This window comes from Tabrizicola piscis (assembly GCF_003940805.1).
GTDB lineage: Bacteria > Pseudomonadota > Alphaproteobacteria > Rhodobacterales > Rhodobacteraceae > Tabrizicola > Tabrizicola piscis.
This window is the reverse complement of record NZ_CP034328.1, coordinates 3,750,829-3,764,631: the sequence shown is the minus strand read 5'-3', so window position 1 is coordinate 3,764,631 and position 13,803 is coordinate 3,750,829. Positions and strand designations below refer to the sequence as shown.

Below are 13,803 nucleotides of genomic sequence, written 5' to 3'. Positions count from 1 at the left end.
GTTGCGCAGTCACGCGATTGGGAAGCGTTGCAACGCGGACCCTTCCCCTTGAACCCCCCCGAGATATGTTCCAAACAAGCGGCAGGCCGCGCAGCGGGCGCGGGAGCGATGGATTGGACGACGTGATGCTGGATCAGGCGATGAAACCGACCGAGGAAATCTCGGTCCGCGATGTGTTCGGCATTGATACCGACATGCGTGTGAAGGGCTTTGCCGAGCGGACGGACCGGGTGCCGGATGTGGACCCGACCTACAAGTTCGACCCGGACACGACCTTGGCGATCCTTGCCGGGTTTGCCTATAACCGGCGGGTGATGATTCAGGGTTATCACGGCACGGGGAAATCCACCCATATCGAGCAGGTGGCGGCGCGGCTGAACTGGCCTTGCGTGCGGGTGAACCTTGATTCGCACATCTCCCGGATCGACCTGATCGGCAAGGATGCGATCAAGCTGCGCGACGGCAAGCAGGTGACGGAGTTCCATGAGGGCATCCTGCCCTGGGCGCTGCGCAATGCGGTGGCGATTGTCTTTGACGAATATGATGCAGGCCGGGCGGATGTGATGTTCGTGATCCAGCGGGTGCTGGAGCATGACGGCAAGCTGACCCTGCTGGACCAGAATGAGATCATCACACCGAACCCGTATTTCCGGCTGTTCGCCACGTCGAACACTGTGGGTCTGGGCGATACGACGGGGCTTTATCACGGGACGCAGCAGATCAACCAGGCGCAGATGGACCGCTGGTCCCTGGTGGCGACACTGAACTACCTGTCCCACGATGCCGAGGCGGCGATCGTGCTGGCCAAGAGCCCGCATTACAACACCGAGAAGGGCCGCAAGACGATTGGCCAGATGGTGACCGTTGCGGACCTGACGCGGACGGCGTTCATGAACGGCGATCTGTCGACGGTGATGAGCCCTCGGACGGTGCTGAACTGGGCGCAGAACGCCGAGATCTTCCGTAATGTGGGCTATGCGTTCCGCCTGACGTTCCTGAACAAATGCGATGAGTTGGAGCGGCAGACGGTGGCCGAATTCTACCAGCGCTGCTTTGCCGAGGAACTGCCGGAAAGCGCTGCCAGCATGGCGATGAAGTAAAGGTGCAGACCGCGCTCTGAACGGGCCGCCCAGTGGGGCGGCCTTTTTCATTTGGGCACGGCGTTTCAATGCTGCCTTGAAAAAGTGCAGATTTGCGCGTGCAATGCTGAAATGGCGCGCGGTTTGGAAACTTTTCTGACTGCACTTGCCTTGGGGCTGCTGTCCGGCGGGCCTGGGGTGGCCGATGTGTTGCTGCGCGACTTTTCGGTCTGCGCGGGGCGGTATTCGGCCTTGGTCGAGCATCAGTGGCTGGTCGACGGGCCTGCGTCAGAGCAGGCGGCGGATCGGCGGGATGCGATGCTGGAGCTGGTCGCGGCGGTGATGCCGGGGGACATGGCCAAGACCGCGATGGGGTGGCGGGTCGAGGCGAAGGCGGCGCAGGGGGCGCTGCTGTCGCGGGCCTATTTCGCGCAGGACGCGGTGGCGGCGAAACGGTCGGCGCAGCTTTTGCAAGCCTGCGCCGACCTGATTGGTCAATCGTAAGGAAAGGCCTCAGGCCGAGCGGGCGGCCATCGTGGCGCCAGCCCACCAGGCGAGGTCGTCTAGCGTGGCCTTGGCCGAGGGCAGCAATGCGCCTTCGATGTCGGCGAGGTTGCCCGAGCCGCCCATGCCGGGGTGCACTTTCCAGAAGTCGCCGCCGCCGATATGGACGGCGTTGCGGGTCGGGACCATCTGCAGCTCGACCGCGATGCCGCGGAGATGCTCCAGCGCGCGGGCGCCGCCCATCGAGCCATAGGCAATCGCTGCCATCGGCTTTTTCGCCCAGGCGGTATAGGCTTGGTCGACGGCGTTCTTCAGCGGGCCGGTGACCGAGTGGTTGTACTCGGCGACGACGAAGATGTAGCCGTCATAGCCCGCGATCTTCTTCTGCCATGCAACCGCGGCAGCGTTGGACGACGGCATGTAGGCGTCCGAGGCGGGCTCATCAAACATCGGCAGGTTGAAGTCACGCAGATCGACGATCTCGACATCCATGTCACCACGGGCTTGCGCCTGGGCCAACATCCATTGCGCCGGGATGTCGGCAAAACGGTGCTGGCGGGTCGAGCCGATGATCAGGGCGATTTTGGGTTTGCTGGCCATGGAAGAATTCCTTCACTGGGGGTGTTGTTCACTACTCCCTTATTTGCGGCCAAATGTCCTTCTGCCAATTCCGCACCCTCGCGCTGGGTCTGTGCAGAGGCGCACCGGGAAAGGTGCGCTATTGGTCCTCGTAAGGCCCGCCCTCGGCGGCAAGCGCCTGAAACCAGCACATCTTGCCGGTGCCCGTCAGGATTTCGTCCGCCTCCTCGGGTGTTGCCGGCTGGTTCACGTCGAACATCGGGTTGCGAAGGGCTTCCAACTCCTCGGCAAAGCGGGCCTCGAACGCGGCATGGTCCTGTGGGCCGGATTTGGCCGCGATCAGGCGCGAGAAGAACACCATCCATTCGGCGCGGCTGGTGGCGTTTTCTGGAGTGCGCTCGATCTCGTTCACGGCGTAGGCGAGGCAAGTGATGGAGGCGTCCAGATCGAAGTTGGGCAGCGGATCGACAGCCTGAGCGTGAAGCGGCAGGGCAGAGGCGAGGACAAGAACACTGGCGCGCATCGGGCTCTCCATAAGTGGTAGCCTGTCGCTTACCCTGCCCCGGTTGGCCCAGACAGTAGGTTTTTCCTGCCCCCGGCCACGGCGCGGGCTTGCCCGCGCCCGGTCAGGGTGCTTTATCTGACGGCATGAGCAAGCCCAGCGACAACCCCGCCGATCCGTTCAAGAAAGCCCTGGCCGAGGCCACGCGCACGATGGCGGATGATCCCGAGATGACAGTGACCTATTCGGTCGACCCCTCCGGCATGAACAAGGAAGGCGTGCGCCTGCCGCAGGTGTCGCGCCGCATGACGCGGGACGAGGTGCTGCTGGCGCGCGGCACGGCGGATGCCTTTGCGCTTCGCCGCCGCTATCATGACGATGGCGTATCCGCCCGCTACGCGCCCACCGGCCCTTTGGCGCGCGAAATCTATGATGCGATGGAAACCGCCCGCTGCGAGGCGGTCGGGGCGCGCACCATGCCCGGGACAGCCGGGAACATCGACGCCAAGATCGGGCATGAGGCCGACCGCAAGGGCTATGGCCAGGTCACACAGTCCAGTGATGTGCCCCTGTCGGTCGCCGCCGGATATCTGGTGCGCCAGCTTGCCACCGGGCGCGAACTGCCGAAGTCGGCGGCGCATGTGGTGGAACTGTGGCGCGGCTTCATCGAGGATCAGGCCGGTGAGGCGCTGGAATCGGTGGATCATGTGCTGGCCGACCAAGCGGCCTTTGCCCGTCTGGCGCGCAAGGTGATCTCGGACCTGGGCTATGGCGACCAGTTGGGTGATGACCCCGACGCGCCCGAGGATGACGCGGGCGACGACGAGGCCGAACAGGATCAGGACGCGCCCGATTCTTCCGGCGATGAGGAAGAGGGTGAGGAGACCGAAGCCTCGCCCGAGCAGAGCCAAGAAGAGCAGCAGGACCAGTCCCAGGCGCAAGTCACGATGGAGGACAGCGCCGACATGGAACAGGGCGATGAGGCGGAATTGCCGGAAGGCGAAGCCCCGCTGGAACCGCCCCCGCCCGCGCCCTATTCCGACGCTGACCCGAACTATACCGTCTATACCACGGATTTCGATGAGGAAATCAAGGCCGAGGAGTTGGCGGAACCGGCCGAGCTGGAACGGCTGCGCGCTTATCTGGACCAGCAGCTTGAGCCGCTGAAGGGGGCGGTATCCCGGCTGGCAAACAAGCTGCAGCGCCGCCTGCAGGCGCAGCAGAACCGGTCATGGGACTTTGACCTTGAGGAAGGCACGCTGGATGCGGGCCGTCTGGCACGGGTGGTGGCGAACCCGACGACTCCGCTGTCTTTCAAGCAGGAGAAGGACACCGAGTTTCGCGATACGGTGGTGACGCTGCTTCTGGATAACTCCGGTTCGATGCGGGGGCGGCCGATTTCGATTGCCGCGATCTGCGCCGATGTACTGGCGCGGACGCTGGAGCGCTGTTCGGTCAAGGTGGAGATCCTGGGCTTCACCACGCGGGCCTGGAAGGGCGGGCAGTCGCGCGAGCGCTGGCTGGCGCAAGGCCGGCCTCAGGTGCCGGGGCGGCTGAACGATCTACGCCACATCATTTACAAATCGGCGGATGCGCCGTGGCGGCGGGTGCGACCGAACCTTGGGCTGATGATGAAAGAGGGGCTGCTGAAGGAAAACATCGACGGCGAGGCGCTGGAATGGGCGCACCGCCGCGCGATGGCCCGACCCGAGGCGCGCAAGATCATGATGGTGATCAGCGATGGCGCGCCGGTGGACGATTCGACGCTGTCGGTCAACCCGGCGAACTATCTGGAAAAGCACCTGCGCGATGTGATCGCCATGGTCGAACGCCGCCGGGCGGTGGAGTTGATCGCCATCGGCATCGGCCATGACGTGACGCGCTATTACCAGCGCGCGGTGACGATCACCGATGTGGAACAGTTGGCGGGGGCGATGACCGAACAGCTGGCGGGCCTGTTCGAGGTTGACCCGAAGAAACGCGCCCGGGCGTTGGGCCTGCGGCGGGCGGGGTAAGGGGGGCTTTCTGCCCCCCTCGGCGCTCTGCGCCTCACCCCCCGAGGATATTTGGGCCAGAATGAAAGGATGAGGGATGTTTCAAGGGTTTGAAAGCCATGCCTCACCTGATCAGGGGCCGCCCCGGCTGGCGGCTTTGCGCGCCCGGCTGGGCGACGTGGGGCTGGACGGGTTTTTGGTCCCCCGCGCGGATGTGCATCAGGGGGAATATGTCGCCGCCCGGGATGAGCGGTTGCAGTGGCTGACGGGGTTCACCGGGTCGGCGGGGTTCTGCATCGTGCTTCCCGCTGTGGCGGGGGTGTTCATCGACGGGCGCTACCGCACGCAGGTGAAGGCGCAGGTTGATCTTGGCGTCTTCACGCCTGTGCCTTGGCCCGAGGTAAAGCCGGGGGATTGGATCCGCGAGCATCTGGGGACCGGACGGGTTGGCTTTGACCCCTGGCTGCACACGGGTGAGGAGATCGAGCGTCTTGAGAGATCACTTGAAAAGTGCGGCGTAACTATCTGCTCGGAAGTTATAAATCCGATTGACGCGATCTGGCCGGATCAGCCTGCCGCGCCGTTGGGGAAGGTGTTCGTTCATCCCGACGCGTTGGTCGGGGAAAGGGCTGCGGACAAGCGCGCGCGGTTGGCCGAGGGTCTGCGCACGGCTGGGCAGAGGTCGGCTGTGCTGACGCTGCCGGATTCGATTTGCTGGCTGCTCAACATCCGCGGGGCCGATGTGCCGAAGAACCCTGTGGTTCAGGGGTTTGCCATCCTGCACGAAGACGCGCGGGTGGATCTGTTTGTCACGGCGGCAAAGCTGGACGCGGACGTGCGGGCGCATCTGGGGCCAGAGGTGGCGGTGCGCGCGCCGGAGGAGTTCCCGGCGGCTTTGGCGGCTTTGACGGGGCCGGTACGGGTGGACAAGGCGTCAGCCCCAATGGCCGTCAGCACGATCCTGCGCGAGGCGGGGATCGAGGTGGTCTGGGGCGATGACCCCTGCAAGCTGCCGAAGGCGTGCAAGAACCCCGCCGAGATTGCCGCGACCCGCGAGGCGCATTTGCGCGACGGGGCGGCGATGGCGGAGTTTCTGTGCTGGCTGGATGATCAAGCCCCGAAGGGCTCGCTGACGGAGATTGCCGTCGTTCAGGCGTTGGAGGGCTTTCGGCGGGCGACGAATGCGCTGCATGACATCAGCTTTGACACGATCTGCGGCGCGGGGCCGAATGGGGCGATCATCCATTACCGCGTGACGGAGGCGACCAACCGGCCGGTTCGGTCGGGCGAGTTGCTGCTGGTGGATTCGGGCGGGCAATATGTCGACGGGACGACGGACATTACCCGGACGATTGCGATTGGCGACGTGGGGGATGAAGCACGGGCCTGCTATACAAGGGTGTTGCAGGGGATGATCGCCATCAGCCGGGTGCGGTTTCCGAAAGGGGTTGCCGGGCGGGATATTGACGCGCTGGCGCGCTATCCCTTGTGGCTGGCGGGGCAGGATTATGACCATGGGACCGGCCATGGCGTGGGCGCGTTCCTGAGCGTGCATGAAGGGCCGCAGCGGATCAGCCGGTTGTCGGAGGTGGCTTTGGAACCCGGGATGATCCTGTCGAACGAACCGGGATATTACCGCGAGGGGGCCTTTGGCATCCGGCTGGAGAACCTGATAGTGGTGGAACCTGCGCCGGACATGGGCGACAACCGGGTGCAGTTGTCCTTCGAGACGCTGACCTTCGTGCCGTTCGACCGGCGGCTGATCGTGGGGGCAGCCCTGGCACCGGGTGAGCGGGACTGGCTGAATGGTTACCACGCGCAGGTGCTGGAAAAACTTGGCAATCGCGTGTCGCCTGCTACCCTTGTCTGGTTGCAGGCTGCCTGCGCCCCGCTTTGAGGATCCGATGACAGACCACATCAAGATCAGCCCCGCTGCCGACAGCGTCACCGTCACTGCCGGGAGCACAGCCCTTGGCACCACGACCCGGGCGCTGGAACTGCGCGAGGGCGGGTATGGCCCGGTCATTTATGTTCCGCGCGCCGATATTGACATGACCCGGCTGCAAAAGACCGCGCGCAGCACGCGCTGCCCGTGGAAGGGCGAGGCGAGCTATTATTCGATCCGCACCGACTCGGGCGTTCTGGAAAATGCCGTCTGGTCTTACGAGACGCCGCTGGAGGGCGTGGCCGACATCGCCGGTCACCTGGCGTTTTACCCTGACAAGGTCACCCTGACGCGGCCGTAGCGCGAATCCGGTCCACCATGGCGCGCAGGCCGTTGGACCGCTGGGCGCTGAGGTGGTCGTTCAGGCCAAGCCGTCCCAGTTCGGCGGCGGCGTCGATCTTGCCAACCTCGGCCATCGGCACGCCGGAATAAAGCGCGTGGAGGACGGCGATCAGCCCGCGCACGATCATGGCATCGCTGTCGCCTTCAAAGTCAAAGCGGCCATCGGCCGGGGTTGGCCGCAGCCAAACCTGACTTGCGCAGCCCTGCACTTTCAGCGCGGGCACCTTGAAGCTGTCGTCAAGCGGCGGCATTGCCCGGCCAAGTTCGATCACATGGCGGTAGCGGTCTTCCCAATCGTCCAGAAAACCGAAGGTTTCGGCGAGATCTTCAAAGGCTTCGGTGGCCATGGCATATCCCCCTGCTGGTCCCTGAGGTAAGCCGCCCCCCCCGAAACGTCCAGCCCCCTGAAACGTCCCGGTCCCCCCGCATGAGCGCTTTTCAAACGCCGCCCCATCGGCTACCCAAGGGGAAGATGTTCAGGAAAGCCGCCATGCCTGTTGCCCGTCCGCTGTTGATCGCTGTTCTGTGCACCGCACTTGCGGGATGTGGCGGATTGCGTGAAAGCAGGCTGAACCCGTTCAACTGGTTCAAGAAGTCGGAACCGACCGACCTGGTCCTGGTACCCGGTGCGGCGAATGACGGGCGGCAACTGGTTGATGCGGTGCTGACCCTGTCGGTCGAGCCCATCCCCGGCGGGGCCATCGTGCGCGCCACCGGACAAACCCCGACGCAAGGCTGGTGGTCGGCTGAACTGGTGCCGCTGCCGCTGGATGATAATGGCGTGCTGGTCTATGAATTCCGCCTGGCGCCGCCGGCCACCGTGACGGATGTGAATACGCCCCGGTCGCGTGAAGTGGACGTGGCGACCTACATTTCCGACTACAAGCTGGAAGCCGTGCGCGAAATCGTCGTCCAAGGCGCGGGCAACGCGCGGGTCGCGCGCCGGTAAGCGCCAGAGCTTGCAGACTTCGCGCGGCTAATTGAGCGCTGCTGCCTTCGCGAGACTGGGACCGGTCAGAGTTGCACCACCCGCACTTCGCTACCCTTGGCGGAAAGGGCGATTTCGCCGCGGCAGAGGCGGATCGCGTCTTCGCCAAACGCCTCACGCCGCCAGCCGCCCAGCGCGGGCAGGTCGCGTTCGCCCGCCGCGATGGCATCCAGATCCGCGCTTGACGCGATCAGGCGGGGGGCGACGCCAAGGCTTTCCGACTTGGCCTTCAAAAGCACGCGCAGAAGGTCGGCCAGCGCCGGGTTCACCTGCAACTGTTCCCGCGGGGAATCGATGCGGGGCATGTCTTCGGGCCGCATCTCCATGCCTTCCTTCACGGCGGCAAGGATGCCATCGGCGATTTCGGCCTTGCGGCCTTCGCGCAGAAGCAGGCGCGACCGGCCCAGTTCCTCGGCCGTGGTGGGGCGGGTCGATGCCAGCTCCAGCAGGGCGTCATCCTTCATCACCCGGCTGCGGGGGACGTTCTGGGTCTGGGCATAGGCTTCCCGAAAGCGGGCCAAGGCCTTGACCACGGCCAGAAACCGGCCCGAGGTGGTGCGGGTCTTGATCCGCATCCACGCCTCATCCGGGCGGATGGTGTAGGTTTCCGGCTCGGTCAGAATGGCAAGCTCTTCGGCCACCCAGTCAGCCCGCCCGTTCTTCTTCAGTTGCGCGGCAAGAAATTCGTAGATCACCCGCAGATGGGTGACGTCGGCAAGGGCGTAATCCTTTTGCGCTTCGGTCAGCGGACGGCGCGACCAATCGGTAAAGCGGCTGGTCTTGTCGAGATTGGCCTTGGCGATCTTCTTGACGAGGGTTTCGTAGCCGACCTGTTCACCAAAGCCGCAGACCATGGCAGCAATCTGGGTGTCAAACAGCGGATCGGGAAAGCTGTTGCCTTCGACGAAGAAAATCTCAAGGTCCTGCCGCGCGGCGTGGAAGACTTTGACCGTCGCCTGATGCCGGAAGAGGTCATAGAGCGGTTCCAGCGACATGTCGGCGCCTTCGATCGGGTCGACGAGCACGGCATCGCCATTGGCACCGGGCAGCGCCATCTGGATCAGGCACAGTTTGGACCAATAGGTCCGTTCGCGCAGGAATTCCGTGTCGATGGTCACATAGGGCTGGGATTTGGCGGCCGCGCAGAAGCTGGCGAGGTCTTCGGTCGTGGTGATCGTGCGCATGGCCGTCCTTTCGTCGCGGGGTCATCCCGCCGAGGGTTCCTTTCCGCTATAATCAGGGAAATCCGGCTTGGAAAGCCCTGCGACGGGCGGTCACGGCCGGATCACAGGAAACAGGGGCTTCGGTCGCCAGCGGCAAAGCGGCGCAGGACGGCGGGGTAGAGGCGGTGTTCAGCATGCAGGACACGCGCGGCGAGGGTGTCTTCGCTGTCTCCGGGCAGGACCGGCACCCGTGCCTGACCAAGGATCGGGCCTGCGTCGAGTTCGGCGGTGACTTCGTGGACGGTGCAGCCCGCTTCGGTATCGCCCGCGGACAGGGCGCGGGCATGGGTGTGCAGGCCGGGGTATTTCGGCAAGAGCGAGGGGTGGATGTTCAGCATCCGCCCTTCGAAGCGGGCGATGAACCCGGGCGTCAGGATGCGCATGAAGCCGGCAAGGCACAGGATGTCGGGCTGTGCGGCGTCAATATGCTGGAGAAGTTCGGCCTCGAACGCCTGCCGGTCCTTGCCGAAGCGGCGGTGGTCCACCGCGGCCACAGGGATGCCAAGGGCGGCGGCGCGGGTCAGGCCGGTGGCGGCTGGATCGTTCGACGCCACAAGGACAGGCCGCGCCGGGTGGTCTGTGGTCATCGACGCCACCAGCGCCAGCATGTTCGAGCCACCCCCGGAAATCAGGATGGCGACGCGTTTCACAGCAGACGGCCTTGGTAGTGGACCCCCTGCCCTTCGACGATGCGGCCCAGACGGAAGACCGCCTCACCTTCGGCAGTCAGAAGCGCGGTCAAGGCGTCAGCCTCGCTTTCGGCCACGACAAGGATCATCCCGATGCCGCAGTTGAAGGTCTTGAGAAGTTCGGCCTCCACCATCCCGGCGGTTTCGGCCAGCCAGCGGAAGACCGGCGGCAGTTGCCATGCGCAAAGGTCGATTGCGCAAGCCAGCCCTTCGGGCAAGACGCGGGGCGGGTTTTCAGTGATGCCGCCGCCGGTGATATGGGCAAGGCCGTGGACGCCACCTGCACGGATCGCGGCAAGGGCCTGTTTGACGTAAAGCCGGGTAGGTGTCAGCAGCGCCTGCCCCAGCGCGCCGTCGCTGAAGGGCGAAGCGGCATCCCAGCCAAGGCCGGAAAGTTCCACCACCTTGCGCACGAAGCTGTAGCCGTTGGAGTGCACCCCGTTCGAGCCAAGGCCAAGGATCACATCCCCCGCCTGCACGCCCGAGGGCAGTTCGTGGCCGCGTTCCATCGCCCCCACCGCAAAGCCGGCAAGGTCGAAATCGCCCTTGTGATACATGCCGGGCATTTCCGCCGTCTCGCCCCCGATCAAGGCGCAGCCGCTGTCGGCGCAGCCCTTGGCGATGCCGGTGATGATGCGGGTGGCCTGATCCAGCTCCAGCTTTCCAGTGGCGAAATAGTCAAGGAAAAACAGGGGTTCAGCGCCTTGGCAGACCAGATCGTTGACGCACATGGCGACAAGGTCGATGCCGATCGTATCGACATGGCCCGTGTCGATGGCGATGCGCAGTTTGGTGCCGACACCATCGGTCGCGGCGACCAGAACCGGGTCGGTGTAGCCTGCCGCCTTGAGGTCGAACAGCGCGCCAAACCCGCCCAAGCCGCCCATCACGCCGGGACGGCTGGTTGCCTTCGCGGCAGGCTTGATCCGGTCGACAAGCGCATTCCCAGCGTCGATGTCCACGCCTGCATCGGCATAAGTCAGCCCGTTGCGCCCCGTTGCCATGCTACCGCTCCCCTGCTGTCGCGGCCCCTTTACGCGTTTCCATCCCGCTTCGCAACAAAGCCCCTTGCAGCCGCCAGAAAGCGCCCTTTGCTTGACCCCTGTGCCGGTTCTGATAGGCAGGGCGCGCTACGGGCCTGTAGCTCAATTGGTTAGAGCAGGGCGCTCATAACGCCTTGGTTGGGGGTTCGAGTCCCTCCGGGCCTACCATGTCTTTGATTTCATTGACCTTTTTCCCAGAACAGGACATTTTGCCGGTAGCATTCTGGGCTTTGGGTATCAATGGGTTAGCACGGCAAATGCCCCACGATTTTCGCAAGAGAATGATGGAATGAACGACCGCTGTTGCCTCTACCGGCACTATGACGCCTCGGGCGTCCTTCCCTATATCGGGGTGAGCGTTTCGCTTGCCAGCCGGACAGAGGCTCACCGCCCCCGTTCGCATGCACTGGCCACGCTGCCAGCCGTGCCACGGTGGACACGCAGACGGGAGGGGAGGGATGAGCGATCTAGAGATAAGCATCCGGTATATTGGCGGAAACTGCCCAGTTCAGGCGGAAGGCACCATCGGCGGTAAGGAATTCTACTTTCGGGCGCGCGGCTCGCGGTGGAGCATGAGCATCGGCGGTGCTGATGTGATTAACCGACCAGAATTCTATCATGAAATGGATTGGGGCGATGGGCCTCATGACGCAGGCTGGATGCCGCAGCACATTGCCTTGGGGCTTATGGCGGAATCCTTTGGGATTTATGCTGGCCGAGCAGCCGATACTGGGGAGGACGCGCCTTGATCGGCGTGCGGCGCGGTGGTCTGGCGGGGGTTCACGCTGGGTAGCACCCAGCATCATTGCGCATCCTAAGGTCGAACCCGAGCGGCACGCGGTTACATCCGACCTGCAGGGGAAACCCATCCGGGTCAAGCAGTTGGCTCACGCGATAGGCCGGGTTGTGGTCAACTGTAACCTCTCCCATCCTGCCTTCGTTACCGCGAGGGTGCACTCGCCAGTCGGTCGGGTCAGGTAGGCGCGGGTGCCCTTTGGGCGGCGACGGCAAGGGCACGACTGGTGCGAACCCGGAATAATTGCGTGATGACCGAAGTTTTGCGATGCTGTGTCGGCTAGGCCCATCACATATTCGCATATATCGGTCAAACCATCATGCCGAAGCAGCAACGTCGGTTGGTTGCCATCGTCTCAATGGACGTGGCGGGTTTCTCGCGTTTGATCCATGAGAATGAAAAGCACACCGTCGGGGTCATCACCGGGGTGTTCGAGGAACGCATCCTGCCCGCCACGGCCAGCCATGGTGGCGAGGTCTTCAAGACCATGGGCGACGGCATCCTGATCGAATTCGCCAGCCCGGTTGCGGCGGTCGAGATGGCCGCAGCCTTCCAGCAGGAGACAAGGGCCACTCCGGTCCTTGATGCCTCGGGCAGACCCATGCAGGCCAGGATCGGGATCGTGCTGGCGGATGTGCTTGTGGTTGGCAACGACCGGTTTGGCGAGGGCGTCAATCTTGCCGTGCGGCTGCAGGAATTTGCACCACCCGGCGGGATCACGATTTCCCGGGGCATCAAGGAGTACCTTGATGGCAAGACTGAACTGGAATTTGCCTCCCTTGGCTACCAGAAGGTCAAAAGCATCGACGACCCGCAGGAGATCTGGGTCTGGCCGCCGGACCAGCGCGCCAAGCCGGTGAAACCGGGTTTGGGCAACCCGGGGCGGCCCTCCATCGTCATTCTGCCGTTCGACAACCTGTCCAGCGACCCTGAGCAGAACTACTTTGCCGATGGGATGACCGAAGAGCTGACGGCCACGCTGTCGCGCATCCGGGACTTTCTGGTCATCGCCCGGAATACCGCTTTCACCTACAAGGGCAGGTCCTCGGACGTTCGGCAAATCTCGCAGGAACTTGGCGTGAGCTATGTGCTGGAAGGCAGCGTCCGGAAATCGGGGGATCGGCTTCGGGTGACGGCCCAGCTTGTCGCCGCGGACACGGGGGCGCATATCTGGTCCGACACTTTTGAAGGCGCGACGGCTGAAGTCTTCGATCTGCAGGACATGATCGCCCGGCAGGTTGCCGGGGCCGTCTACCCGTCCATCCGCGCCGCCGAGGTCGAGCGTGCCCAGCGCAAGCGGCCCGACAACCTTGAAGCCTACGATCTGGTGATGCAGGCCCTGCCACAGCTTTGGGCGCATCGGATGGATGCAAATGCCGAAGCCATCCGGTTGCTGGAACGGGCCCTTGTGGCGGACCCGAATTACGGGCTGGCCGCCGGATTGGCCGCCTGGGCCCATGCGCAGCAGATCGTCTACAACTGGACGGCGGATGCGGAGGCCGAGCGGAAGAAGGGGTTGCACCTGATCGAGATCGCCGTGCGAAACGTAGGCGATGATCCAACCGCGATGACGGCGATTTCCAGTGCTATCATGCTGTTGGACGGGAATGTGCGGCGGGGTGTCGAATTCGTCGACCGTGCGCTGTCCATTGACCCCAACCATGCCTGGGCCTGGACGCGGCGGGGGTTTTCGCATGTCTACGCGGGAGAATCCGAACTTGCGCTGTCGGCCTTTGGCCGCGCCATCAGCCTTAGCCCGCGTGACCCCTTTGCTTTCCACACCTACATCGGAATCGGCCTGGCGCATTTCGCGGCCCAGAACGCGCCTGAGGCCGTTCACTGGGTCAGGCGTGCGCTGGACCTGCGCCCGGGAATGACCTGGCCCTATCGCGACCTTGCCGTCTATCTGGCGCATACCGGCGAACACGATCAGGCGCGCCTTGCGCTGGCCGAGTTTACCTATCTTCGCCCAACCATGACGCTTGAAAGCATGGCGGACGACCTGCGCTTCATGTCGCCGCCGCTACTTCGTCGCTATATCGAGGGTTTGCGCCTTGCTGGTCTGCCAACCGCGATTGCAGAGCAACATCCGTAGATTGCCCTCCGACTGTCGATCCGC

Annotated in this window: 14 protein-coding genes and 1 tRNA gene; 9 read left to right on the top strand and 6 right to left on the bottom strand. The window is 64.1% G+C overall.

Annotation, left to right across the window (positions count from 1 at the left end; genetic code table 11):
• Positions 1–125 precede the first annotated feature (125 nt).
• Positions 126–1,100 (top strand): cobaltochelatase subunit CobS, encoded by a 975-nt coding sequence (gene cobS / locus EI545_RS18290; RefSeq protein WP_125327691.1) that lies wholly within the window; start codon positions 126–128, stop codon positions 1,098–1,100.
• A gap of 111 nt (positions 1,101–1,211) precedes the next feature.
• A complete protein-coding gene (locus tag EI545_RS18285; protein WP_125326792.1) occupies positions 1,212–1,583 on the top strand; it encodes a hypothetical protein in 372 nt (123 codons plus the stop codon).
• A 9-nt stretch (positions 1,584–1,592) separates the two neighbouring features.
• Here EI545_RS18285 and EI545_RS18280 read toward each other — a convergent pair whose 3' ends face one another.
• Both EI545_RS18280 and EI545_RS18275 read right to left on the bottom strand, forming a co-directional pair.
• Positions 1,593–2,183 (bottom strand): NADPH-dependent FMN reductase, encoded by a 591-nt coding sequence (locus EI545_RS18280; RefSeq protein ID WP_125326791.1) that lies wholly within the window; start codon positions 2,181–2,183, stop codon positions 1,593–1,595.
• Between the two features lie 118 nt (positions 2,184–2,301).
• Positions 2,302–2,685, bottom strand: coding sequence for a hypothetical protein (locus tag EI545_RS18275; RefSeq protein WP_125326790.1), 384 nt, complete (start codon positions 2,683–2,685; stop codon positions 2,302–2,304).
• Positions 2,686–2,810: 125 nt separating this feature from the next.
• Between EI545_RS18275 and cobT the strand changes: the two genes are divergently transcribed.
• The 3 genes from cobT (at position 2,811) to EI545_RS18260 (ending at position 6,904) form a co-directional block, all read left to right on the top strand.
• A complete protein-coding gene (gene cobT, locus EI545_RS18270; protein WP_125326789.1) occupies positions 2,811–4,679 on the top strand; it encodes a cobaltochelatase subunit CobT in 1,869 nt (622 codons plus the stop codon).
• A 76-nt stretch (positions 4,680–4,755) separates the two neighbouring features.
• Positions 4,756–6,555, top strand: a complete 1,800-nt coding sequence (locus EI545_RS18265) for an aminopeptidase P family protein (protein ID WP_125326788.1) — start codon at positions 4,756–4,758, stop codon at positions 6,553–6,555.
• A gap of 7 nt (positions 6,556–6,562) precedes the next feature.
• Complete coding sequence (locus EI545_RS18260) at positions 6,563–6,904, top strand: DUF427 domain-containing protein (protein WP_125326787.1); 342 nt, start codon at positions 6,563–6,565, stop codon at positions 6,902–6,904.
• On the opposite strand, the gene EI545_RS18255 is transcribed toward EI545_RS18260, so the two are convergent.
• Positions 6,885–7,292 (bottom strand): SufE family protein, encoded by a 408-nt coding sequence (locus EI545_RS18255; protein WP_125326786.1) that lies wholly within the window; start codon positions 7,290–7,292, stop codon positions 6,885–6,887. The genes EI545_RS18260 and EI545_RS18255 overlap by 20 nt on opposite strands.
• Positions 7,293–7,435: 143 nt before the next feature.
• Between EI545_RS18255 and EI545_RS18250 the strand changes: the two genes are divergently transcribed.
• Entirely contained in the window at positions 7,436–7,894 is a 459-nt protein-coding gene (locus EI545_RS18250) for a hypothetical protein (RefSeq protein ID WP_164517342.1), read from the top strand.
• A gap of 65 nt (positions 7,895–7,959) precedes the next feature.
• Here the strand turns inward: EI545_RS18250 and rnd are convergent, their stop codons facing one another.
• The 3 genes from rnd to purM all read right to left on the bottom strand — a co-directional run bounded on the left by rnd (position 7,960) and on the right by purM (position 10,849).
• A complete protein-coding gene (rnd, locus tag EI545_RS18245; protein ID WP_125326785.1) occupies positions 7,960–9,117 on the bottom strand; it encodes a ribonuclease D in 1,158 nt (385 codons plus the stop codon).
• A gap of 101 nt (positions 9,118–9,218) precedes the next feature.
• Positions 9,219–9,806, bottom strand: a complete 588-nt coding sequence (gene purN / locus EI545_RS18240; RefSeq protein WP_125326784.1) for a phosphoribosylglycinamide formyltransferase — start codon at positions 9,804–9,806, stop codon at positions 9,219–9,221.
• The gene (purM, locus tag EI545_RS18235; RefSeq protein ID WP_125326783.1) at positions 9,803–10,849 is read right to left on the bottom strand and encodes a phosphoribosylformylglycinamidine cyclo-ligase; all 1,047 of its coding nucleotides are present in this window, start codon (positions 10,847–10,849) and stop codon (positions 9,803–9,805) included. Before purM ends, purN begins: the two co-directional genes overlap by 4 nt.
• Before the next feature lie 130 nt (positions 10,850–10,979).
• Here purM and EI545_RS18230 point away from each other — a divergent pair.
• The 3 genes from EI545_RS18230 (at position 10,980) to EI545_RS18220 (ending at position 13,779) form a co-directional block, all read left to right on the top strand.
• Positions 10,980–11,056, top strand: a tRNA-Ile gene (locus EI545_RS18230).
• A gap of 290 nt (positions 11,057–11,346) precedes the next feature.
• Positions 11,347–11,637, top strand: coding sequence for a hypothetical protein (locus tag EI545_RS18225; protein WP_125326782.1), 291 nt, complete (start codon positions 11,347–11,349; stop codon positions 11,635–11,637).
• A 366-nt stretch (positions 11,638–12,003) separates the two neighbouring features.
• Positions 12,004–13,779 carry an adenylate/guanylate cyclase domain-containing protein gene (locus tag EI545_RS18220; RefSeq protein WP_125326781.1) on the top strand — a complete coding sequence of 592 codons (1,776 nt, stop codon included), beginning with the start codon at positions 12,004–12,006 and terminating at the stop codon, positions 13,777–13,779.
• Positions 13,780–13,803: the final 24 nt, after the last annotated feature.